Genomic DNA, 21,478 nt, shown 5'->3' with positions numbered 1-21,478 from the left:
CCTACCCGACAGGCAGCGCCGCCCACAAAGTCACTGCGGGCCGTAGGGCGAACAACCGCTCGCGGTTATCCGCCGGAACCTGCATGTCACCGATTGCGCCCTCCCGCGATATCACGCCCCTCCTTCGAGCCTGGCCAGGCGCTCCTCCAGCGCCGCCAGGCGCGTCTCCAGCTCGGCGATCCGCGCTTCCGCATCGGCCGACAGAGCGGCCGGCGCGGCGCGTTCCGGGTCGCTGCCCATCGCCTCCACGGCGGCCTCGAGGTCGGCCTGGCTGCCGAGCAGGTGCATGTAGCGCTCCTCGCGCTGCCCGGCGCGACGCTCCAGGTGCACTGCCAGGCCGCGGCCGGCGAGGCGTTCCAGGTGGTGGCGGATCTGCTCGACGTCGTCGAAATCGTGCAGGCGGTTGCTGCGGGTGAGCAGTTCGTTGAGGGTCTGCGGACCACGCAGGAACAGCAGGCCGAGCAGCGCCACCTGTGGCGCCACCAATTCCAGGCCCTTGCCCAGGGTGTGCTCCCAGCGGTCGGCGCGGCTGCCCATCACCAGCCTGACCAGGCCGCGCCCCTCGAGCTGGCGCAGGCTCTGGCCGACCTGGCCGGGCGTGAGGTTCATCACCGGATCGCGGCTGGTCTTCTGGTTGCAGGCGAGGACCAGGGCATTGAGGGTCAGCGGATAGGTTTCCGGGGTGGTCGCCTGCTTCTCGACGAGGCTGCCGAGAATCCGTGCATCGACGGCGCTCAGCGGGTCGTCGACGAACGGCGAGTTGGGCTCGGTGGACATCGCTACATCCCTATGCAAGGAAAAAGGCGCCTAGCCTAGCGCGAGTCGCCGGGGATGGCACGGAGCGTCATGTAAATAAAACCCATGAGGCGAGCCCCGACCTGCGGGGCCCGCCGTCGCGCACGGTCTCAGCGTACGGCTTCGAACAGCCCGCTGGCGCCCATGCCGCCGCCGACGCACATGGTCACCACGCCGTAGCGCAGGTTGCGCCGGCGCAGTTCGCGGACCAGATGACCGACCTGGCGCGAGCCGGTCATGCCGAACGGGTGGCCGATGGCGATGGAGCCGCCATTGACGTTGTACTTCTCGTTGTCGATCTCCAGCCGGTCGCGGCAGTACAGGCACTGCGAGGCGAAGGCTTCGTTGAGTTCCCAGAGATCGACGTCGGCGATCTTCAGCCCCTTCGCCTTGAGCAGCTTCGGCACCGAGAACACCGGACCGATGCCCATTTCGTCCGGCTCGCAGCCGGCCACGGTGAAGCCACGGAAGAAGGCCTTCGGCTCCAGGCCCAGCGCCAGCGCTTTCTCCAGGCTCATCAGCAGGGTCATCGAGGCGCCGTCGGAGAGTTGCGAGGCGTTGCCGGCGGTGACCGAACCGTCCTCGGCGAACGCCGGCTTCAGCGAGGCCAGGCCTTCGAGGGTGGTGTCCGGGCGGTTGCAGTCGTCGCGGTCGACCACTCCGTCGAGCACCTGCTTCTCGCCGCTGGCCTTGTCCTCCACCGCGTAGCGGGTGGTCATCGGCACGATCTCGTCGGCGAACAGCCCGTCCGCCTGGGCTCGCGCCATCCGCTGCTGGCTCTGCAGGGCGTAGGCGTCCTGGGCCTCGCGGGTGATGCCGTAGCGACGGGCGACGATCTCGGCGGTCTGCCCCATGGGGTAGTAGATGCCCGGCACCTCCCTTTGCAGCAGCGGGTTCACCAGGTGGTCGGTGTTGACGCTCTTCAGGGTCAGGGTGATCGACTCGACGCCGCCGGCGACGATCACCTCGCTGCAACCGGAAGCGATCTGGTTGGCGGCGATGGCGATCGCCTGCAGGCCGGAGGAACAGTAGCGGTTGAGGGTCATCCCCGGCACCTGGATGCCGAGGCCGGAGAGCACCGCCACGTTGCGCCCGATGTTGTGGCCCTGGGCGCCTTCGTTGGAGCCGGCGCCAACGATGCAGTCATCCACCAGCAGCGGGTCGAGGTCGTTGCGCGCCAGCAGCGCGTCGACGCAGTGGGCGGCCATGTCGTCCGGCCGGGTCAGGTTGAACTTGCCGCGGAAGGACTTGGCCAGGCCGGTCCGGACGCTGTCGACGATCACCACTTCACGCATGGGGGTACCCTCGCTGTTATTGTCGGTCGGCCGCCGGGGCAGCGGCCGGATCGAGCGAGGATAAGGCGAGGCAATCGCGCGAGGCACCGATCATTCATCCGGCGTATGCGTCGCCATCCCCTGGAGAGGACGGCGCCGCATTCCGGCGGGCCTCACTTATCCCTCTTGTACGCCGCTTCGATGGCGTCGTTGATGGTGCGCAGCACCTTGACCCGGGCGAAGCGCTTGTCGTTGGCTTCGACCAGGGTCCAGGGCGCGATCTCGGTGCTGGTACGGTCGACCATATCGCCCACCGCGTCCACGTACTGGTCCCACTTGTCGCGGTTGCGCCAGTCTTCCTCGGTGATCTTGTAGCGCTTGTAGGGGGTTTTCTCGCGTTCCTTGAAGCGCTCCATCTGGGTCTGCTTGTCGATCGCCAGCCAGAACTTCACCACGATGATCCCGTACTCGCTGAGCTGCTCCTCGAAGTCATTGATCTCGCCATAGGCGCGTAGCCAGTCGGCCGGTGCGCAGAAGCCCTCGATGCGCTCCACCAGCACGCGGCCGTACCAGGAACGGTCGAAGATGGTGAACTGGCGACGCGCCGGAATGTGCCGCCAGAAGCGCCAGAGATAGGGCTGCGCACGCTCCTCTTCGGTCGGCGCGGCGATCGGCACGATATGGTACTGGCGCGGGTCCAGCGCGTCGGTGACACGGCGGATGGCGCCGCCCTTGCCGGCCGCGTCGTTGCCCTCGAACACCGCGACCAGCGAATGCTGGCGGAAGCGCTTGTCGCGGATCAGCCCGGCCAGGCGGGCCTGCTCGGCGGCGAGCTGCTCCTTGTAGGCGTCCTTGTCCAGGTACTGGCCCAGGTCCAGGGAGTCCAGCAGGCCGCGGTTGTCCAGGCTCGACACCAGCGGCGCGGCGTGCGGCTGGCGCTTGGCGCGCTCCTTGGTGGCCAGCGCGGCCTGCAACCCTTCGAGGAGGATGCGACCGACGGTCAGGGCGCGGTAGCGCTCGTCCACGCCTTCCACCACGTACCAGGGCGCGTAGTCCCGGCTGGTGCGGCGCAGCACGCGCTCGCCGTAATGCACGAAGCGGTCGTAGACCTCGCTCTGCTTCCAGTCCAGCGGACTGAGCTTCCAGCTGTGCTGCGGGTCCTTTTCCAGCGCCTTGAGGCGTTCCTTGAGCTGTTTCTTGGAGAGGTGGAACCAGAACTTGAAGAGCAGCGCGCCTTCGTCGCAGAGCATGCGCTCGAAGCGTTCGGCGGCATCGATGGCCTGATCCAGCTTGGCCTCCTTGATATGCCCCTCGACCCGCGCGTAGAGCATCTGGCTGTACCAGTTGCCGAAGAAGATACCGGTCCGCCCCTTGGGCGGCAGGCGCCGCCAGAAGCGCCACTGCGGCGGCCGCTCCAGTTCCTCGTCGGAGGGACGAAGGAAGCTCTGCACTTCGATCAGGCGCGGGTCCATCCACTCGTTGAGGAGCTTGACCGTCTCCCCCTTGCCGGCGCCCTCGATGCCGTTGATCAGGATGATCACCGGGAAGCGCGCCTGCTGCTTGAGCTCGAACTGCGCCTCGAGCAGCGCTTCGCGCAACTCGATGACGGCCTTCTCGTAGGTGTCCTTGTCGATGCTGTGGCCAACTTCCGCGGATTCGAACATGGAGGTCTCCCTTAACCTGAGTCCTTCAAGGTAGCGGATCGGCGTGCGGCTGTCTGCGCGGCGCCGCGGCATGTTCGCGCAGCGCCTCGCCGCTGGCCGGCAAAGCCCCGTAAAATGCGCCATCCGCTTTTTCAGGTTCTGCCATGTCCGACTTCCAGCATGCCCAGCTCGACTGGGACGAAAACGGCCAGCCGCTATCCCGCGCCTTCGGCGACGTATATTTTTCCCGGCATTCCGGGCTCAACGAGACGCGCCATGTGTTCCTCGCCACCAACCGCCTGGCCGAGCGCTTCGCCGCGCTGGGCGACGGCGAGGTGCTGTGTATCGGCGAGACCGGCTTCGGCACCGGACTGAACTTCCTCTGCGCCTGGCAGCTGTTCGAGCGGGTCGCGCCGGCCGGCGCGCGCCTGGAGTTCGTCAGCGTGGAGAAATTCCCCCTCGCCGCCGCCGACCTGCTCCGCGCCCTGGCGCTATGGCCGGAACTGGCGCCCTGGAGCGAGGCCCTGCTGGGCCAGTACCTTGCCGTGCACCCGGGCTTCCAGCGCCTGGCGTTCGCGGGCGGAAGGGTCGGCCTGACCCTGCTGCTGGGCGATGCCCTGGAGTGCCTGCCGCAGCTCGACGCGCGGGTCGACGCCTGGTTCCTCGATGGCTTCGCCCCGGCGAAGAACCCGGACATGTGGTCGCCCGTACTGTTCGCCGAACTGGCGCGACTGTCGGCGCCGCAGGCGACCCTGGGCACCTTCACCAGCGCCGGTTTCGTCCGCCGCGGGCTGGTCGAGGCCGGTTTCGCCATGCAACGGGTACCGGGCTACGGACAGAAGCGCGAGATGCTCAGCGGCACCTACCAGGGGCCGCCGGCGAACGCCGGCAAGCCCTGGTACGCACGCCCCGCGCCCCACGCCGGGCGCCGCGCGGCACTGGTGGTCGGCGGCGGCCTGGCCGGCTGCGCCAGCGCCGCCAGCCTCGCCGCGCGCGGCTGGCAGGTGACCCTGATCGAACGCCATCCCGGCCTCGCCCGGGAAGCCTCGGGCAACCCCCAGGGCGTGCTCTACCTGAAACTCTCGGCCCACGGCACGCCGCTGTCGCGCCTGGTGCTCAGCGGCTTCGGCCATACCCGCCGGCTGCTCGAACGCCTGCGGCGCGGCCACGACTGGGACGCCTGCGGCGTACTGCAACTGGCCTTCGACGCCAAGGAAGCGCAACGCCAGGCGCAACTGGCCGCAGCCTTCCCCGCCGACCTGCTGCACGGCCTGGAGCGCGAGCAGGCCGAGCGCCTCGCCGGCGTCGCCCTGCCCGCCGGCGGCCTGTTCTATCCCGAAGCCGGCTGGGTCCATCCGCCCGCGCTGTGCCAGGCCCTGGCCGCCACCCCCGGGATCACCCTGCTGAGCGGCCGGGCAGTACGCTTGCGCCGCGAGGGCGACGACTGGTGCGCCTACGCCGGCGACGAATGCCTGGCCCGCGCGCCACTCGCGATCCTCGCCACCGCCGCCGACATCCGCGACTTCCCGCCCGCCGCCGAGCTGCCGCTGAAGCGCATTCGCGGGCAGGTCACCCGCCTGCCGGCCACCCCGCAAAGCCGGGCGCTGCGCACCGTGGTCTGCGCCGAGGGCTACGTCGCACCGCCGCGTGGCGACGAACACACCCTCGGCGCCAGCTTCGACTTCAAGAGCGAAGACCTGGCGCCGACCCTCGCCGAACACCAGGGCAACCTCGAACTGCTGCGGGAAATATCCCCCGATCTGTTGCAGCGCCTGGGCGCCGACGACCTGCCGCTGGAGCGCCTGGAAGGCCGCGCGGCATTCCGCTGCACCAGCCCCGACTACCTGCCCCTGGTAGGCCCGCTGGCCGAGCGCGCGGCCTTCGACGAGGTCTACGCGGTGCTCGCCCGCGACGCCCGCCAGGTGCCGGAGCGTGCCTGCCCCTGGCTGCCAGGCCTGTACCTGAACAGCGGCCACGGCTCGCGCGGGCTGATCAGCGCGCCGCTGTCCGGCGAACTGCTGGCGGCGTGGATCTGCGGCGAGCCGCTGCCGCTGCCGCGCGCGGTGGCCGAGGCCTGCCACCCGAACCGCTTCCTGCTGCGCGACCTGGTGCGCGGGCAGCGCGGCTGAAGCCCCGGGCGCACCGATTTGCGCTACCCTTCGGGCCTGCCGCACGCGCAGGCCATACCGGACCACCGGCTGGCTCACCCGCGGAAATAGTTGATCGACGATGGATGTACTGCTCTTCGAATCCCTGGGCATCGGCGCCGTTCTCGGCCTGCTGCTCGGCCTCACCGGCGCCGGCGGCTCGCTGGTCGCCCTGCCCCTGCTGCTCAGCCTGCACCTGCCGCTGCGCGACGCCATCGGCGTGAGCCTCGGCGCGGTCGCCCTGTCGGCGCTGATTGGCGCCATTCCGCGCGCGCGCCAGGGCCAGGTGGCCTGGCGGCCGGTGCTGGTCCTGGCGCTGGCCGGCCTGCCGAGCAACGCCGTCGGCCAATGGCTCGGCCGCTTCGTCCCGGAAGGCGTGCTGATCGTCGCCTTCTGCCTGCTGGTGCTCTGGTCAGCCTGGCGCATGTGGCGCGGCGCCGGGATGAAACGCGAGGCCAGCGACCAGGCACGGAGCCTGCCGCTGCTCGGCATCGGCCTGGCGGTCGGCTTGCTGTCGGGATTGATGGGCGTGGGCGGCGGCTTCCTGGTGGTGCCGGGGCTACTCTGGTTCACCCCGCTGTCGATGATGGCCGCCACCGCCACCTCGATGGCGGTGATCGCGCTGGTCTCCGGCGGCGGCTTCCTGATCTACCTGACCGGCGCCCACCCGCCGCTGCCGCTGCTCGGCGGCCTCGCCGCCGGCGGCGCGGTCGGCGTGCTCGGCGGCAACCTGCTGGCGCAGCGCCTCGGCGGCCCGACCCTGCAACGCCTGTTCGCGCTGATGCTGGTGGCGGTGAGCTTCTCCCTGGCGGCGCAGAAGCTCTACGGCGGGTAGCTTTCCTCGGCGGCCGGGGCACCGGGGAAGCGGCGTTATGCGCCCTGCTCGACGGTCATGCCATGTCGTCTGGCGGATATCGCTGGGTCGGCGGATAACGCCGACGGCGTTATCCGCCCTACGCGGAGGTCACGCCATGGCGTACAACGCGCTTGTCCACCAGGCATCGGCAGGTTCGCCAGGTAAAGACCGCCGACGCGACTGTCTTTCGTAGCGAACCTGGCGCCCTCACTCTTCTTCGACGTCCTCTTCCGGCAAGCCGAACAGGTCGGCCGCGCGCAGCAGCGCGGCCAGCAGGCCGTGGCGCTCCCACTCGGGCAACGCGGCGAAGCGCTCGATCACGTACTCCGGCAATAGCGGCGGCGCCTCCGCCAGGGCTTCGTGGCCGGCCGGGTCGAGGTGCAGCCAGGACTTGCGCCGGTCCTGTTCGTCGCGCCGACGATAGAGCAGGCCGCGTCCTTCGAGGCGATCGAGCACGCCGGAGAGCGATGCCTGGGACAGGCTGACCAGCTTGGCCAGTTGCGTCGCGGTCAGTTCTCCCTCCACCGCCAGGACATGCAGGATCAGCAATTGCAGCGGGGTCAGGCCACCGTATCGGCTGAGACGCTTGGAGTGGATTTCGGCGGCCTGCTGGAGACGGCGGATGGCGCGGAAAATAGCGAGCGAATAGGTATCGGCAGCGGTCTTATTACTTTCAACCATAATAAATTCTTCGTTAAGGGTCCTGATAGGCCCGGAAAATTCGTATAGAACTCCTTCCAACTGTAACGGTCCTCTGTTAGGTAAGTCATGTACCCGGAAGGGGTACGCAACCCACTTCCCCAACGGAGAACCGGTAAGGAATATGTGCGGCATATCAGGAGAGTTTCGTTTCGACAACCAGGCAGCCGACCTCGCAGCGGTCGAACGCATCACCCACCACCTGGCCCCTCGCGGCCCCGACGCCTGGGGCTTCCACGCCCAGGGTCCGATCGCCCTCGGACATCGACGGCTGAAGATCATGGACCTGGCGGAAGCTTCCGGCCAACCGATGATCGATCCCGATCTCGGCCTGGCCATGGTGTTCAATGGCGCCATCTACAACTACCCCGAACTGCGTGGCGAACTGGAAAGCCTTGGCTATCGGTTCTTCTCCGGCGGCGACACCGAAGTTCTCTTGAAGGGGTACCATGCCTGGGGCGCCGATTTATTGCCCCGGCTCAATGGGATGTTCGCCTTCGCCGTCTGGGAGCGCGATCGCCAGCGGCTGTTCCTGGCCCGTGACCGACTCGGCATCAAGCCGCTCTACTACAGCCTCGACCGCTCGCGCCTACGCTTCGCCTCGAGCCTGCCGGCCCTGCTCAAGGGCGGCGACATCGCCAGCGACCTCGATCCGCAGGCGCTGAATTTCTACCTCAACTTCCACGCCGTGGTTCCCGCCCCGCACACCTTGCTGGAGGGCGTGAAGAAGCTGCCGCCGGCGACCTGGATGAGCGTCGACCTCGACGGCAGCTGCGAGCAGCGCACCTGGTGGACGCTGGACTACGGCCCACGCCCGGACGAGCGCGAGCTGACGCTCGACGACTGGCAGGAGCGCGTCCTCGACGGCCTCCGCGAAGCGGTGGCGATCCGCCAGCGCGCCGCCCGCGAGGTCGGCGTGCTGCTCTCCGGCGGGGTCGATTCGAGCCTGCTGGTGGGCCTGCTGCACGAAGCCGGGGTGGACAACCTGCTGACCTTCTCCATCGGCTTCGAGGATGCCGGCGGCGAGCGCGGCGACGAGTTCCAGTATTCCGACCTGATCGCCGAGCGCTATCACACCCGCCACCATCGCCTGCGCATCGGCGAGCACGAAGTGATCGAGCAGTTGCCGGCGGCCTTCCGCGCCATGAGCGAGCCGATGGTCAGCCACGACTGCATCGCCTTCTACCTGCTCGCGCGGGAAGTCTCGAAGCACTGCAAGGTGGTGCAGAGCGGCCAGGGCGCCGACGAGCTGTTCGCCGGCTACCACTGGTATCCGAAGGTGGATGGCGCCGACGACGCCTTCGCCGCGTACCGCGCGGCGTTCTTCGACCGCGACCACGAGGAATACCTGGCCACCGTCGGCGAGCGCTTCCGCGTCGAGGACGTCGCCGGGCGCTTCGTCCGCGACCACTTCGCCAGCCCCGGCGCCGAGGCCGCGGTGGACAAGGCGCTGCGCCTGGATAGCACGATCATGCTGGTCGACGACCCGGTCAAGCGGGTCGACAACATGACCATGGCCTGGGGCCTGGAAGCCCGCGTGCCGTTCCTCGACTACCGCCTGGCCGAGCTGTCGGCGCGCATTCCCGCCCGCTTCAAGCTCGGCGACGGCGGCAAGCAGGTGCTCAAGGGTGCCGCGCGCAAGGTGATTCCCAGCGAAGTCATCGACCGGCCCAAGGGCTACTTCCCGGTGCCCGGCCTCAAGCACTTGCAGGGCCGCACCCGCGAATGGGTACGCGAACTGCTGCTCGACCCGAGCCAGGACCGCGGCCTGTTCCAGCCGGCGATATTCGATCGCCTGCTGAGCGATCCGGACGGCGACCTCACACCGCTGCGCGGCTCCAAGCTGTGGCAGCTGGCCGCCCTCAACCTCTGGCTCAGCGAACAGGGACTTTGAAAATGGGCCCCCAACGCAGGGGCCCGAACCAGGAGCGATCATGAAAGGCCACTTGCATCTGCCTCACCCGCACAACCAGCGCCTGCAACGTATCCAGGCGCCCACCTACGAACGCCTCCAGGCGCGTCTCGCCGAAGATCACAGCGAGCCCACCGAGAAACCGCTGAGCATCCACTGCGGCTGGGGCCGCCTGCTGATCGGGCAGACCTACCCGGACGCCGAGGAACTGGCCCGCGACCTGTTGCAGGAAGCCCCCGGCGAACGCGACATCGCGCTCTACGTGGCGGCGCCGCAGCAGGTCCTGGCCCACGCCCCGCAGCAGCTCTTCCTCGATCCCTCGGATACCCTGCGCCTGTGGTTCACCGACTACCGCCCGGCGCGCCGTCCGCCACGCGGTTTCCGCATCCGCCGGGTGCATACCGAGGAGGACTGGGCGGCGATCAACCGCCTGTACCTGGCGCGCGGCATGCTTCCGGTGCAGACCGAGCGCCTCAGCCCGCGACACCAGGGCGGGCCGATCTACTGGCTGGCCGAGGACGCCGACACTGGCGTCGCGGTAGGCACGGTGATGGGCCTCAACCACGCCAAGGCGTTCCAGGATCCGGAGGGCGGCTCCAGCCTCTGGTGCCTGGCGGTGGACCCGCAATGCAGCCGGCCGGGCGTCGGCGAGGCGCTGGTACGGCACCTGGTCGAGCACTTCATGAGCCGCGAACTGGCTTACCTCGACCTCTCGGTGCTGCACAACAACCAGCAGGCCAAGGCGCTCTACCGCAAGCTCGGCTTCCGCGAACTGGCGACCTTCACCATCAAGCGCAAGAACGGCATCAACCAGTCGCTGTTCCTCGGCCCCGGCCCGGAGGAAGACCTCAACCCCTACGCCCGGATCATCGTCGACGAAGCCCACCGGCGCGGCATCGAGGTGCGCGTCGACGACGCCGAGGGCGGCCTGTTCACCCTGACCCAGGGCGGCCGGCAGATCCGCTGCCGTGAATCGCTCTCCGACCTGACCACGGCGGTAAGCATGACCCTCTGCCAGGACAAGGTCCTCACCCACCGCGCCCTGCAGCACGCCGGCCTGCGCCAGCCACAGCAGCGCCTGGCCGGCAGCGCGGAGGAAAACGCCGCGTTCCTCGCCGAGCACGGTTCGCTGGTGGTCAAGCCGGTGGACGGCGAGCAGGGCCAGGGCGTGGCGGTGGACCTGCGCACCGCGGAAGAGGTCGAGGAGGCCATCGAGGCCGCCCGCCATTTCGATTCGCGCGTGCTGCTGGAGAGCTACCACGCCGGCCACGACCTGCGCGTGCTGGTGATTGGCTACGAGGTGGTGGCCGCCGCCATCCGTCGTCCCGCCGCGGTGATCGGCGACGGCCGGCACAGCATCCGCGAGCTGATCGAGGCGCAGAGCCGCCGGCGCCAGGCCGCCACCGGCGGGGAAAGCCGCATCCCGCTCGACCACGAGACCGAGCGCACCCTGCGGGCCGCCGGCTATGGCTACGACGACGTGTTGCCCAGCGGCGAACACCTGGCCGTGCGGCGCACCGCCAACCTGCACACCGGCGGCATCCTCGAGGACGTCACCGACGCCCTCCATCCGGCCCTCCGCGAGGCCGCGATCCAGGCCGCGCGGGCCCTGGAAATACCGGTGGTGGGCCTGGACTTCCTGGTCGAGGCCGCCGACCAGCCCGACTACGTGATCATCGAAGCCAACGAGCGCGCCGGCCTGGCCAACCACGAGCCGCAGCCGACCGCCGAACGCTTCGTCGATCTTCTCTTCCCCCTCAGCCGCGAGGTGCCTTCATGACCCCTCTGCCACAACCGGACCTCAACTACCTGCAACGGGTGCTGCTGGAGATGCTCGCCATCCCCAGCCCCACCGGCTTCACCGATACCATCGTGCGCTATGTCGCCGAGCAGCTCGACGAACTTGGCGTGCCCTTCGAGATGACTCGCCGGGGAACCATCCGGGCGACCCTCCAGGGCCGCCTGAATACCCCCGACCGGGCGGTTTCCGCGCACCTCGACACGATCGGCGCGCTGGTCCGCGAGATCAAGCCCAACGGCCGCCTCGGCCTGGCCCCGGTAGGCTGCTGGTCGAGCCGCTTCGCCGAGGGTAGCCGGGTCACGGTGTTCACCGAACAGGGCGTGTTCCGTGGCAGCGTGCTGCCGCTGCTGGCTTCGGGCCACGCCTTCAATACCGAGGTGGACAACCTGAAGATCAGTTGGGACAACATCGAGCTGCGTCTCGACGCCTATACCGCCAGTCGCGCCGACAGCGAGAGCCTGGGCATCTCGGTGGGTGACTACGTGGCCTTCGATCCGCTGCCGGAGTTCACCGAGAGCGGCCATATCAGCGCCCGCCACCTGGACGACAAGGCCGGGGTCGCGGCGCTGCTGGCGGCGCTGAAGGCGGTCAAGGAAAGCGGCCAGGAGCCGCCGATCGACTGCCACCCGCTGTTCACCATCACCGAGGAAGTCGGCTCCGGCGCCGCCGGCGCCCTGCCCTGGGACGTCAGCGAGTTCGTCGGCATCGACATCGCCCCGGTGGCCGAAGGCCAGAATTCCAACGAGCACAGCGTCAGCGTGGCCATGCAGGACTCCGGCGGGCCCTACGACTTCCATCTGTCGCGGCACCTGCTGCGGCTCGGCGAGCGCCACGACATCGCCCTGCGCCGCGACCTGTTCCGCTACTACCACAGCGACGCGCAGTCGGCGATCGCCGCCGGCCACGACACCCGCGCCGCGCTGCTGGCGTTCGGCTGCGACGCCACCCACGGCTACGAGCGCACGCACATCGACAGTCTCGCCGCGCTGAGCCGGCTGCTCACCGCCTACATCCTCAGCCCGCCGGTCTTCGCCAGCGACGCCAAGCCCCGGGAAACCTCGCTGGAACGCTTCAACAAGCAGCTCGAGCATCCGGTGCACATGGAAAGCTGCACCCACGTCCCGCCGGTGGACGAAGTGCTCGACAGCAGCAACAACAGCGACAAGGACTGAACCCGCGCCGGCCTCCCCGCCCCCGGGGAGGCCGCCCTCCTCTCCAGCCAACTGCTAGGCTGATGGCAGGTTCCCTCGCCTGTCTCGTTTCCTCCGTAGCATCATGCGTGCCGACTCGTGTCCATGGAGTAGTTGCATGTCTCGACTCTGCCTGGTCCTGCTGTTGCTCTGCTGCGCGCTGCCGGCCCAGGCGCAGCCGCCCGCGCCGCTGGACGGAGAGGACCTGCGCCTGTCCCTGGGCGCATACGCCGAGTACTACCGCGACGCCGGCGGCAAGGCGCGCCTGGGCGACATCCTCGCCTTGCCGGCGCAGGCCTTCGCCGCCCTGCGCGGCGACCACGCGAACTTCGGCAAGAACGCCGCAGCCTGGTGGTTCAGGGTGCGCCTGGACAACCGCAACGGCACCGACCTGGCCGGTTTCCTGGAGATCAACTACCCGCTGCTGGACGACCTCAAGGTCTACCTGCTGACCGCCGATGGGCGCATCGAACAGCAGGAGAGCGGCGACCTGTTCGCCTTCTCCCAGCGCCCGGTGCAAGTGCGCAACTTCTGGTTCCCGCTGCGACTGCCGCCCGCCGAGAGCACCCTGCTGCTGCGCGTGCAGAGCACCAGCACCGTCTACGTGCCGCTGTACTTCAGCACCTACGCGGCCAGCGCGGCCAGCCAGGAAACCCTGATGGGCTTCAACGGGGCCTTCTACGGGGTGCTGTTCGGGTTGTTCTGCTACAACCTGTTCCTCTTCGTCTCGCTACGCGAGGCCACCTATGCCTGGTACCTGCTGTACAACCTCAGCCTCGGCCTGTTTTCCGCCAGCTTCGACGGCCTGCTGTTCAAGTTGCTGCCCGGACACGTGGCGCTGGAGTCGGCCGGCATCTACCTGCTGATGTACCTGAGCTGCCTGGTGTCGATCCAGTTCAGCCGCGGCTACCTCTACACCCGCCGCGACTTCCCGCGCCTCGACCGCTTCCTCCGCGGCCTGCTGCTGGCCTGCGTGGTCCTGTTGGCCAGCGAGCCGCTGGTGGGGCTGCGCGCCTGGAACGTCCTCGCCAGCCTGACGGTGATGCTGGTATCCCTCAGCCTGCTGCTGGCCGGCGTCCACGTCTGGCGCCAGGGCCTGCGCTACGGCCTCTACTACATCCTGGCCTGGGGCGCGCTGCTGCTGTCGTTCCTGGTCACCACCGCCGCCTCGCTGGGCTTCGAACTGTTCGGCCTGTTCGGCAGCAGCGTGGTCAAGATCGGCATGACCGTGGAACTGGTGACCCTGTCCATCGGCCTCGCCGACCGCATCAATGCGCTCAAGGAGGAAGGCTTCCGCTCGCGCCAGGCGGCCGAGCAGGCGCGGGTGGAGAACGAGGCGAAGAGCCGCTTCCTGGCGAAGATGAGCCATGAGATTCGCACCCCGCTGAACGGCGTGCTGGGCATGCTGCAACTGCTCCGCGACACCCCGCTGGACCGCGGCCAGGCGGCCTACGTGGAGACCATCGCCAGCTCCGGCAGCGCGCTGATGTCGGTGATCAACGATATCCTCGACTACGCTCGCATCGAGTCCGGCAAGCTGCACCTGGAGCGCATCGACTTCGACCTTGAGGAGCTGCTCTCCGACACCCTGGCGCTGTTCAGCGCCCAGGCCGTGGAAAAACGCCTGCGCCTGCATCTCGGCCTGGACAGGGGCGTGCCGCGCCGCCTCAACGGCGACCCGACGCGGTTACGCCAGGTACTGATGAACCTGCTCAGCAATGCCCTCAAGTTCACCGCCGAAGGCCATGTCGCCGTGCGCGTGCAGCGGCGCTTCGACGAGGGCGGACGCGAGCGCCTGCTGTACAGCGTCAGCGACAGCGGCATCGGGATATCCGCCCAGGCGCAGAAGAACCTGTTCGAATCCTTCTCCCAGGCCGACTCCAGCACCACCCGCCGCTACGGCGGCAGCGGCCTGGGCCTGGCGATCAGCCGCGAGCTGGTGCAGATGATGGGCGGGCGCATCGAGGTGAGCAGCGAGCCGGGCAAGGGCACCCGGTTCAGCGTCGACCTGCCGCTCAGCCCCGCCCTCGACGCCGGCGAAGCGGACGAACTGGCGCAACTGCTGCAACACCGCCCGGCCCTGCTGGCCAGCGAGGACAACCTGACCCTGGACTGCCTGCAGGCATTGCTGGAGCGTTGGGGACTGCGGGTCGAACGCTGCCTGCAGCCGAGACGGCTGAACGCCTACCTGGAGGACTTCAGCGCACCGCCCCTGCTGGTCCTGGCGGCGCCCTGGCCGGGGCCGCCGTCGATCTGGCTGGACACCCTCTATGCGCAACTGGAGCAAGGCCAGCGCATCCTCCTGCTATGCCCGCCGCAGCACTGCCAGGACCTGCCGCCGCACGAAGGCCTGCGCCTGCTGGCCCTGGCCCAGCCGGTGGCGGTGAAGGCCCTGCGCGAAGCCCTGCTGGAACTGTACCGGGAGCGGCGCCGACAGCCAGGGCGGAGCAGCGAGGCGGCCCCGGACGAACGCCTGGACGCCCCATGCATCCTGGTCGCCGAGGACAACCCGGTGAACCAGCTGGTGGTGCGCGGCTTCCTCGCCAAGCGCGGCTACGCGGTGCGCCTGGCCGGCAACGGACGGCTCGCGCTGGACGAGTACCTGCGCGATCCGAACGGCATCCAGTTGATCCTGATGGATGGCGAGATGCCGGAAATGGACGGCTTCGAGGCGACCCGCCTGATCCGCCGGGAGGAGCGTGCCCAGGGCTGGCCACGCGTACCGATCGTCGCCCTGACCGCGCACATCCTCGACGAACACCGCCGGGCCGGAATCGAGGCTGGCATGGACGCCTACCTCGGCAAGCCGGTGGACCGGGCGGAACTCTATGCCACCCTCGAACGCCTACTCGGCCAGCCTTCGCGACAGGCATGACAGTGCGCGATGCGTCGCGCTAGCATTCGCCGCCATCCCGGAGTACCGCCAATGCTGATCCCCCACGACCTGCTCGAAGCCGACACCCTGAACAACCTGCTGGAAGACTTCGTCACCCGCGAAGGCACCGACAATGGCGACGAGACCCCGCTGGACGTGCGTGTAGAACGCGCCCGGCATGCCTTGCGGCGGGGCGAGGCGGTGATCCTGTTCGACCCGGAGAGCCAGCAGTGCCAGTTGATGTTGCGCAGCGAGGTGCCTGCGGAGCTGTTGCGCGACTGAGTCGCGGCATCGCCCCGCCTGGCGGGGCGGGTTCGCCGCCCTACACACCCCGAAAAAGCCGGACTGGGCCCCCGCTCCGTAGGGCGAATAACCGCTCGCGGTTATCCGCCGCTCATCCGCGACATCGGCGGATAACGCCCGTGGCGTTATTCGCCCTACACGCCCCGGAAACGCCGGACTGCGCCCCCGCTCCATAGGGCGAATAACCGCTCGCGGTCATCCGCCGCTCATCCGCGACATCGGCGGATATCGCCCATGGCGTTATTCGCCCTGCACACCCCGGAAACGCCGGACAGCGCCCCAGCTCCGTAGGGCGAATAACCGCTCGCGGTTATCCGCCGCTCATCCGCGACATCGGCGGACAACGCCCATGGCGTTATCCGCCCTGCACACCCCGGAACCGCCGGACTGCGCCCCCGCTCCGTAGGGCGAATAACCGCTCGCGGTTATCCGCCGCTTATCCGCCGTCCTCCTCACTCCTTCGCCCCACCCTCCTCCGTCTCCAACGCCGCCCTGGCGATGTTCCGGCTATGCGCGCCGAAATGCCCGATCAGTTCGATCAGTTGCGCGTTCAGCACCGCATTGTCGTGGGCCTCGGGGCGTGGCTGGTTGCTCTCGCTGAAGTCCTGCGCGGCGGAGGCCGGGCGGGCGGCCAGCCATTCGCCGATGGCGGCGTCGAAGGCCGCGGCGTGGGCGTTCGACTCGGCGGCCACCACGTCGCGCAAGTAGGTCGGCGAATAGGCCGGATAGGCACCGTCGCGGCGGGTGTCGGCGTAGGCGTCGAGCATCGGCTGCGGGCGGCCGTCGCGGAGCAGTTGGCGCAGCCAGTCGAACTGGTATTTCTCCACCGCGGTATGGCGGTTCGCGACACGCTCGATGGCCGCCTGCTTTTCCTCCGGGTAGCCGAGCAATGCCTTGCCCTCCATCTGTAGCATCGCCGCCAGGCTGGCACCGGGCAGCGGCGTGGAGTGGTAGGGCTGGGTGATGTCCTGGATGTAGTGCATGCCCCAGCCAAGGAACCGGTAGCCCCAGTAGGGATGACCGTTGGCGAAGGCGAAGCGGGACAGGCCGAAGTACTGGTAGGCACGCCATTCCGGCCAGGCCCGGGCGAGGAACGGCGCGCCGCTGTAGATCACCGCCGCCTCGTGATAGAAGCCCATGTGGAACGGCGCCTGGGAGCTGAACTCGAAGCGCGGGTCGCCGAATGGCTGGGTGCCGAAGCCGTAGCGCTGGCCGGCTTCGCCGGGGTTGTCGCTGAACAGGTTGATGTCGTGGCCGTAGTCCGGTTCGTCGGCGGCGGTGGCCAGCACTGCCAGGGGCGCGACTCGCTCGCCGGGCTCCAGGCGGATGAAACGCCAGGCGGTCCACGGCGAGAGGTTCTGGAACACCAGCACCTCCTGTGGCTTGAGGTGCGGGCGCTGCGGCTGGTCCTGCCCGGGAAGCGGCTGGAGCGCCAGCGCCAGGCGGATCTCCGGGTTGACCCGCAGCGCCGCGAGGAACGCCTGACGCAAGTCGCCGGCCTCGCCCTCGGCAGCGAAGCGCAGGGCGTCCGGACGCGCCGGGTAGTTGCCGATATGCGCTCGGGCGTAGGCTTCCTGCTCGTCCAGCAGGGCGGCCAGTCCGCCGCGCTCGGCGGCGAGGAACGCCTCCAGCGGCTCCACCTCGACTTCCGGCGCCTCTCGGATGGCCGCCAGTTCGCGCAATGCCAGGTAGCTGCCCACCGTATGGTTGGACCAGGCCCACAGGCTCGGCGAGACGACCCACGCCCCCAGCAGCAGGCAACGCAACAGCAACTTCATCGGCTTTTCGCTCTTGTCTCGACTCGGTGCCGGCAAGCCTACCAATGCGGGACACCCAGGGCACTGTCCTGCCTGGACATCGGAACTCTCCGATAGCGCCATCGGACCAATGTCTATCCACGCCGGGCCGGCCCCATGACCGCCATCAATGGCGCCCAGGCGCCAGGCGGCTAGACTTTCCCGACATCAGGCACGCTGATACAAGGCACCCATCTGATGCTCCAGTCCGTTTCGCCCAAGCACGACCTGCCCCTCAAACCCGAAGGCCAAGCGGCCAAGCCAGAACGCACCGGCACCTGGGCGCCGTTCTCGATCCAGGCCTTCCGCATCATCTGGATCTGCAACCTGTTCGCCAACCTCGGCACCTGGGCCCAGTCGGTGGCCGCCGCCTGGGTGGTCACCGACGCCCACGCCAGCCCGCTGATGGTGGCGATGATCCAGGTCGCCGCGGCACTGCCGCTGGTGCTGCTGTCGATCCTCTCCGGGGTCATCGCCGACAACCACGACCGGCGCAAGATCATGCTCTGGGGGCTCAGCTTCGAGATGACCGGAGCGATGTTCGCCACCCTGCTGGCCTTCCTCGGCTACCTCGACCCGGTGCTGCTGATCATCTCCATCCTCTGGATCTCCCTCGGCGGCTCGGTGACCATCCCGGCCTGGCAGGCGGCGGTCAACGAGCAGGTGCCGGCGCGCATGGTCAGCGACGCGGTGCTGCTCAACAGCGTCAACTACAACGTCGCCCGCGCCGCCGGCCCGGCCCTCGGCGGCCTGCTGCTGAGCGCGGTGGGACCGGCCTGGGTGTTCCTGTTCAACAGCTTCTGCTACATGGCCCTGATCTGGGCGATCTGGCAGTGGCGGCGCGAGGTGCCCAAGCGCAGCCTGCCGCCGGAAGGCATCCTCGAAGGCGTCACCGCGGCGCTGCGCTTCACCCAGTACTCAACCGTCACCCGCCTGGTGATGATGCGCTCCTTCGCCTTCGGCCTCTCCGCCAGCGCGGTCTGGGCCCTGCTGCCGCTGCTGGCGCACCGCAACCCGGACGGCGACGCGGCGATCTACGGCTACATGCTCGGCGCCCTCGGCCTCGGCGCGATCCTCGGCAGCACCCAGGTCTCGCGCCTGCGCCAGCGGATCGGCAGCAGCCGGCTGATCAGCCTGGCCGGCTTCACCCTGGCGCTGATCCTGCTGACCCTCGGCCTGGTGGACAACCTCTGGGTTCTGTTCCCGGTGCTGATCCTCGGTGGCGGCTGCTGGATCGGCGCCCTCGCCACCTACAACTCGGCGGTGCAGATCCTCGTCCCCGACTGGATCAAGGCGCGCGCCCTGGCGCTGTACCAGACCGCGCTGTACGGTGGCCTGGCGCTGGGTTCGTTCCTCTGGGGCCATCTCGCCGAGACCATGACCGTGCACGGCGCGCTGCTGGCCGCCGGCTGCCTGCTGCTGGCCTCGGTGATCCTCCTGTACAACTCGCGCCTGCCGGAAATGGACGCCGCCAGTATTTCCCGCGCGCCGGCGAGCATGCCCGGGCAGCCGAGCTTCGTCTTCAACACGCGGCGGGGCATGGTGCTGGTCTCCATCGAATACCGGATTCCCGCCGAGCGCACCCGCGACTTCGTTCGCGCCGCCCAGCCGCTGCGCCGCCTGCGCCTGCGCAACGGCGCGGAGCGCTGGTCGCTGTTCCGCGACGTGAGCAACCCGGAGGTCTGGCAGGAACTGTTCCTGGTGGACAACTGGATCCAGCACCTGCGCATGCTCGACCGCATGACCCTGGCCGACAAGATCGTCATCGACAACGTCACCGCCCTGCATGCCGGCGACGGTCCGCCGCAGATCCGCCATTGCGTGAGCTACGAGGCCAGCAGCTACGATACGCCGCTGGTGAAGAGCGCCACGCCGCCGGCCAACGACGAGGCGGGCGCGACGGCGGGGAGCTGAGAACGGGGCCAGGCAGTCCCCCGGGGCGGACAGCGCCAGCGGCGTTATCCGCCATCCAACGCCGGCGCGGCGGATAACCGCAAACGGTTATCCACCCTCCGAAGCGGTCGGCGGCGCGCAATCACTCCGCCGTCGGCTTCTTGCGCTTGAGCGGCGCCATGCCGTCGGCGCTGACCACCGCCGACGGCCCGGCTGTGGGGAGGTGACTGTTTTGACACATGCCAAAAGAGGGATGGATAGGCTAGAGCCCCTATAACACTAGGGCTCCAGCCGGAGAGGCACCGTGCGGGTGTTTGGAAAATATCGATCAGGATTGAGCAAGGATTGCAAAATATTGATCGTTAATTGGCACGGAATGAGCGCTAAGCCATCCAGCGGCCTGACCATACGACGCGCCCGATAATGTCGATTGCTTCCAAGTCTTGCTTAGACACGAACATTGTCTGATAGGCCGGATTAGCACTGATGATCGCCAGGCCGCCATTGATCTGCCGCTGGACGCGCTTGGCGTACAAGTGGTCATCCAGGCGGATGACGTAGACAGCTTCGTCACGAACCTCATTGCAACTGTGGTCAATCATCACCGTATCGCCATCGCTCAACAGTGGCTCCATTGAGTCACCGCCGATGCGGACGGCCGACATATTCGCGATCTCCAGGCCTTGCTTCCGCAAGCTGTAGCGAGTGAATGCCAACTGAGCGAGTATCTGCGCCCCCTCTGTCCAGGAGCCGTGACCAGCGCTCACCCGAGCGTCATACAGAGGGATATAGGCGTAATTGTCGTCTCCCTTCTCGCGACTATCTTCCGCAGGTATAGGGGTGCCGAAAGCCAGCCACATAGCGGAAGTCCCTGCGGCCTGGGCGATCTGCTCAAGTCGATCCAAGGTTGGGAAAGTCTCCCCCGACAGATAACTGCGCAGGGTCGCCTCGGACAAGCCGCATTCCTTAGAAAATCCTCGCAAGCTATGCGAGGAAATCGCCTGCTTCAGACGGATTTTGAAGTATCCGATTCCATCCTGAGGAATCGGATGCCCAGACAATTCAGTCGGTGCGCCATCCGTTTGTTCGTAACCCATTGATTTTCCTAGTATTCATAGTTTTTCTGCGCACAGGTGCGAAGAAAAACTAAACGGATGAGTGGAAATCCGTTGCTGTGCGAGGATTTTCTCGCTATGTTTATGCCCTAAGTCACGTTAGACACCCCAAAAAAACCACCCTGCACGGTGGTTGAGATGGAACGTAGGCATGAACAGAACCGAAATACCCCGCGACAACAACGTCCGCTGGGAGTGGATCAAATACCAGCTCCGCGCCAGGGGTTCGTCCCTGGCCGAGGTGGCCCGCTCCCTCGACGTATCCAGCCCGGCAGTCAAAAACGCCAAGCTGAATCCCTACCCTCGGGTAGAGCGCGCCATCGCCGCTGTGCTCGACCTCAGCCCCCTGGTGCTGTGGCCTGAGCGCTGGCTCGACGACGAGAATCCGAAGCGGCAACGGCCCAATCGTTCGGAAACCCTCAAGGCATATGACAGTGTCATATGCCGATCCGGGAAAAATAACAGATACGCTGACCAAGCGCAGCGTAAAGCCGACGCGGGGGCTTGAACATGGCCCGCCGCAAAGACGACCGCACCCTGGACATCTTCGATGTTCCGCAGCCAGCTCGCGCTATACCCGGTGAGTGCAACTACGCCGCCCAGGTCAGCGAGCTGGTCAGCGAAATACTGAAGGCCGCCAACCTCGACCGTTACGAGATTGCCGCCCGCATGTCGCGCCTCTCCGGCGATGACGTGAGCAAGAACATGCTCGACGCCTGGTCGAGTCCCGCCCGAGTTGATCACAACTTGCCTTTCTACCGCGCCGCCCTCCTGGAAGACGTCTGCGCGAGCCACCTGCTGACCAACTGGCTGGTCGATGTGCGGGGTGGCCGCGTGGCCTATGGCCGAGACGCACTGCTCGCCGAACTGGGCCGCCTGGAGCGGACCCGCGAGGAAGCGGGTCGGCAGGCGCGTGAGCTGAAACGAATCCTGGGGGAGCCGTGATGACAAACACCGACCTCAAACCGCTGCTCGACAACCTGCGGAACGCCACCGAGTTCTGGAACCTAGTCAAAGAGGCCAGCGCTACGGACGAAAGCACCGTTCACAACCGTTCCTATCGGGACGCACTCGACTGGCTCGAATCGGCGGCCTTGGCCCTCGGTGACGCCCTGATCGCCCAGCGCAAAGCTGTCGGGGGCGACCATGAGTGAATGGTTCTCTGCCCAAGAGCTTGCA

18 protein-coding genes and 1 pseudogene are annotated in these 21,478 nt (G+C 67.9%); 11 read left to right on the top strand and 8 right to left on the bottom strand.

Annotated elements, in window-relative coordinates:
- Positions 1 to 111: 111 nt before the first annotated feature.
- The 4 genes from LE197_RS01255 to LE197_RS01240 form a co-directional block, all read right to left on the bottom strand.
- The gene (locus tag LE197_RS01255) at positions 112 to 777 is read right to left on the bottom strand and encodes a YceH family protein (RefSeq protein ID WP_003091932.1); all 666 of its coding nucleotides are present in this window, start codon (positions 775 to 777) and stop codon (positions 112 to 114) included.
- Positions 778 to 905: 128 nt separating this feature from the next.
- Positions 906 to 2,090, bottom strand: a complete 1,185-nt coding sequence (locus LE197_RS01250) for a thiolase family protein (RefSeq protein WP_003102299.1) — start codon at positions 2,088 to 2,090, stop codon at positions 906 to 908.
- A gap of 152 nt (positions 2,091 to 2,242) precedes the next feature.
- A complete protein-coding gene (pap, locus tag LE197_RS01245; protein WP_003122193.1) occupies positions 2,243 to 3,733 on the bottom strand; it encodes a polyphosphate:AMP phosphotransferase in 1,491 nt (496 codons plus the stop codon).
- 25 nt (positions 3,734 to 3,758) lie between these two features.
- The gene (locus LE197_RS01240; protein ID WP_003091936.1) at positions 3,759 to 3,878 is read right to left on the bottom strand and encodes a hypothetical protein; all 120 of its coding nucleotides are present in this window, start codon (positions 3,876 to 3,878) and stop codon (positions 3,759 to 3,761) included.
- Here LE197_RS01240 and mnmC point away from each other — a divergent pair.
- Both mnmC and LE197_RS01230 read left to right on the top strand, forming a co-directional pair.
- Complete coding sequence (gene mnmC, locus LE197_RS01235; RefSeq protein WP_196752376.1) at positions 3,877 to 5,841, top strand: bifunctional tRNA (5-methylaminomethyl-2-thiouridine)(34)-methyltransferase MnmD/FAD-dependent 5-carboxymethylaminomethyl-2-thiouridine(34) oxidoreductase MnmC; 1,965 nt, start codon at positions 3,877 to 3,879, stop codon at positions 5,839 to 5,841. The two genes, LE197_RS01240 and mnmC, sit on opposite strands and share 2 nt — an antisense overlap.
- Positions 5,842 to 5,941: 100 nt before the next feature.
- Positions 5,942 to 6,694 (top strand): sulfite exporter TauE/SafE family protein, encoded by a 753-nt coding sequence (locus LE197_RS01230; RefSeq protein ID WP_003117537.1) that lies wholly within the window; start codon positions 5,942 to 5,944, stop codon positions 6,692 to 6,694.
- A gap of 228 nt (positions 6,695 to 6,922) precedes the next feature.
- Here the strand turns inward: LE197_RS01230 and LE197_RS01225 are convergent, their stop codons facing one another.
- On the bottom strand, positions 6,923 to 7,396 hold the full coding sequence (locus LE197_RS01225) for a MarR family winged helix-turn-helix transcriptional regulator (RefSeq protein WP_003091943.1): 474 nt from the start codon (positions 7,394 to 7,396) through the stop codon (positions 6,923 to 6,925).
- Positions 7,397 to 7,538: 142 nt separating this feature from the next.
- Here LE197_RS01225 and LE197_RS01220 point away from each other — a divergent pair, with 142 nt between their 5' ends.
- From LE197_RS01220 to LE197_RS01200, 5 genes are all read left to right on the top strand, one after another.
- Positions 7,539 to 9,308 carry an N-acetylglutaminylglutamine amidotransferase gene (locus tag LE197_RS01220; RefSeq protein ID WP_003106635.1) on the top strand — a complete coding sequence of 590 codons (1,770 nt, stop codon included), beginning with the start codon at positions 7,539 to 7,541 and terminating at the stop codon, positions 9,306 to 9,308.
- 40 nt (positions 9,309 to 9,348) lie between these two features.
- Positions 9,349 to 11,106 (top strand): N-acetylglutaminylglutamine synthetase, encoded by a 1,758-nt coding sequence (ngg, locus tag LE197_RS01215; RefSeq protein WP_003111433.1) that lies wholly within the window; start codon positions 9,349 to 9,351, stop codon positions 11,104 to 11,106.
- A complete protein-coding gene (locus LE197_RS01210; RefSeq protein WP_003091951.1) occupies positions 11,103 to 12,299 on the top strand; it encodes an osmoprotectant NAGGN system M42 family peptidase in 1,197 nt (398 codons plus the stop codon). Before ngg ends, LE197_RS01210 begins: the two co-directional genes overlap by 4 nt.
- Positions 12,300 to 12,435: 136 nt before the next feature.
- Positions 12,436 to 15,192 carry a hybrid sensor histidine kinase/response regulator gene (locus tag LE197_RS01205; protein WP_196752375.1) on the top strand — a complete coding sequence of 919 codons (2,757 nt, stop codon included), beginning with the start codon at positions 12,436 to 12,438 and terminating at the stop codon, positions 15,190 to 15,192.
- Positions 15,193 to 15,243: 51 nt separating this feature from the next.
- Entirely contained in the window at positions 15,244 to 15,474 is a 231-nt protein-coding gene (locus tag LE197_RS01200) for a YheU family protein (RefSeq protein ID WP_003091959.1), read from the top strand.
- Between the two features lie 473 nt (positions 15,475 to 15,947).
- Here LE197_RS01200 and LE197_RS01195 read toward each other — a convergent pair whose 3' ends face one another.
- Complete coding sequence (locus LE197_RS01195) at positions 15,948 to 17,273, bottom strand: hypothetical protein (protein WP_003113892.1); 1,326 nt, start codon at positions 17,271 to 17,273, stop codon at positions 15,948 to 15,950.
- A 216-nt stretch (positions 17,274 to 17,489) separates the two neighbouring features.
- Here LE197_RS01195 and LE197_RS01190 point away from each other — a divergent pair, with 216 nt between their 5' ends.
- A complete protein-coding gene (locus LE197_RS01190; protein WP_003091965.1) occupies positions 17,490 to 19,205 on the top strand; it encodes an MFS transporter in 1,716 nt (571 codons plus the stop codon).
- Positions 19,206 to 19,326: 121 nt separating this feature from the next.
- Here LE197_RS01190 and LE197_RS37225 read toward each other — a convergent pair.
- Together LE197_RS37225 and LE197_RS01185 are read right to left on the bottom strand one after the other, a co-directional pair.
- Positions 19,327 to 19,404 (bottom strand): annotated as a pseudogene (locus tag LE197_RS37225) (hypothetical protein); the annotation flags it as partial.
- Between the two features lie 163 nt (positions 19,405 to 19,567).
- Positions 19,568 to 20,281: a helix-turn-helix transcriptional regulator gene (locus tag LE197_RS01185; RefSeq protein ID WP_016068295.1), complete on the bottom strand. Its 714-nt coding sequence runs from the start codon at positions 20,279 to 20,281 to the stop codon at positions 19,568 to 19,570.
- 169 nt (positions 20,282 to 20,450) lie between these two features.
- On the opposite strand from LE197_RS01185, the gene LE197_RS01180 reads away from it, so the two are divergent.
- Genes LE197_RS01180 through LE197_RS01170 form a run of 3 tightly spaced genes read left to right on the top strand, consistent with a single transcriptional unit; the run spans position 20,451 to position 21,453 of the window.
- Positions 20,451 to 20,807 carry a helix-turn-helix domain-containing protein gene (locus LE197_RS01180; RefSeq protein ID WP_015649676.1) on the top strand — a complete coding sequence of 119 codons (357 nt, stop codon included), beginning with the start codon at positions 20,451 to 20,453 and terminating at the stop codon, positions 20,805 to 20,807.
- Between the two features lie 2 nt (positions 20,808 to 20,809).
- A complete protein-coding gene (locus LE197_RS01175) occupies positions 20,810 to 21,244 on the top strand; it encodes a hypothetical protein (protein ID WP_015649675.1) in 435 nt (144 codons plus the stop codon).
- Positions 21,244 to 21,453 carry a hypothetical protein gene (locus tag LE197_RS01170; RefSeq protein WP_015649674.1) on the top strand — a complete coding sequence of 70 codons (210 nt, stop codon included), beginning with the start codon at positions 21,244 to 21,246 and terminating at the stop codon, positions 21,451 to 21,453. Before LE197_RS01175 ends, LE197_RS01170 begins: the two co-directional genes overlap by 1 nt.
- The last annotated feature ends 25 nt before the right edge of the window (positions 21,454 to 21,478 follow it).

The organism is Pseudomonas sp. PS1(2021), from assembly GCF_020405165.1.
In the GTDB taxonomy this organism is placed as follows: Bacteria; Pseudomonadota; Gammaproteobacteria; order Pseudomonadales; family Pseudomonadaceae; genus Pseudomonas; species Pseudomonas aeruginosa.
The sequence above is the reverse complement of the archived record's forward strand: the minus strand, read 5'-3'. Positions and strand labels throughout refer to the sequence as shown.

Bases quoted from the DNA above. Each gene is read 5' to 3' on its own strand.
- LE197_RS01230 (WP_003117537.1), top strand. From the start codon at position 5,942: ATGGATGTACTGCTCTTCGAATCCCTGGGCATCGGCGCCGTTCTCGGC.
- LE197_RS01255 (WP_003091932.1), bottom strand. From the start codon at position 777: ATGTCCACCGAGCCCAACTCGCCGTTCGTCGACGACCCGCTGAGCGCC.
- LE197_RS01190 (WP_003091965.1), top strand. From the start codon at position 17,490: ATGCTCCAGTCCGTTTCGCCCAAGCACGACCTGCCCCTCAAACCCGAA.
- LE197_RS01240 (WP_003091936.1), bottom strand. From the start codon at position 3,878: ATGGCAGAACCTGAAAAAGCGGATGGCGCATTTTACGGGGCTTTGCCG.
- LE197_RS01175 (WP_015649675.1), top strand. From the start codon at position 20,810: ATGGCCCGCCGCAAAGACGACCGCACCCTGGACATCTTCGATGTTCCG.
- pap (WP_003122193.1), bottom strand. From the start codon at position 3,733: ATGTTCGAATCCGCGGAAGTTGGCCACAGCATCGACAAGGACACCTAC.
- ngg (WP_003111433.1), top strand. From the start codon at position 9,349: ATGAAAGGCCACTTGCATCTGCCTCACCCGCACAACCAGCGCCTGCAA.
- LE197_RS01195 (WP_003113892.1), bottom strand. From the start codon at position 17,273: ATGAAGTTGCTGTTGCGTTGCCTGCTGCTGGGGGCGTGGGTCGTCTCG.
- mnmC (WP_196752376.1), top strand. From the start codon at position 3,877: ATGTCCGACTTCCAGCATGCCCAGCTCGACTGGGACGAAAACGGCCAG.
- LE197_RS01205 (WP_196752375.1), top strand. From the start codon at position 12,436: ATGTCTCGACTCTGCCTGGTCCTGCTGTTGCTCTGCTGCGCGCTGCCG.
- LE197_RS01225 (WP_003091943.1), bottom strand. From the start codon at position 7,396: ATGGTTGAAAGTAATAAGACCGCTGCCGATACCTATTCGCTCGCTATT.
- LE197_RS01170 (WP_015649674.1), top strand. From the start codon at position 21,244: ATGACAAACACCGACCTCAAACCGCTGCTCGACAACCTGCGGAACGCC.
- LE197_RS01210 (WP_003091951.1), top strand. From the start codon at position 11,103: ATGACCCCTCTGCCACAACCGGACCTCAACTACCTGCAACGGGTGCTG.
- LE197_RS01185 (WP_016068295.1), bottom strand. From the start codon at position 20,281: ATGGGTTACGAACAAACGGATGGCGCACCGACTGAATTGTCTGGGCAT.
- LE197_RS01250 (WP_003102299.1), bottom strand. From the start codon at position 2,090: ATGCGTGAAGTGGTGATCGTCGACAGCGTCCGGACCGGCCTGGCCAAG.
- LE197_RS01200 (WP_003091959.1), top strand. From the start codon at position 15,244: ATGCTGATCCCCCACGACCTGCTCGAAGCCGACACCCTGAACAACCTG.
- LE197_RS01220 (WP_003106635.1), top strand. From the start codon at position 7,539: ATGTGCGGCATATCAGGAGAGTTTCGTTTCGACAACCAGGCAGCCGAC.
- LE197_RS01180 (WP_015649676.1), top strand. From the start codon at position 20,451: ATGAACAGAACCGAAATACCCCGCGACAACAACGTCCGCTGGGAGTGG.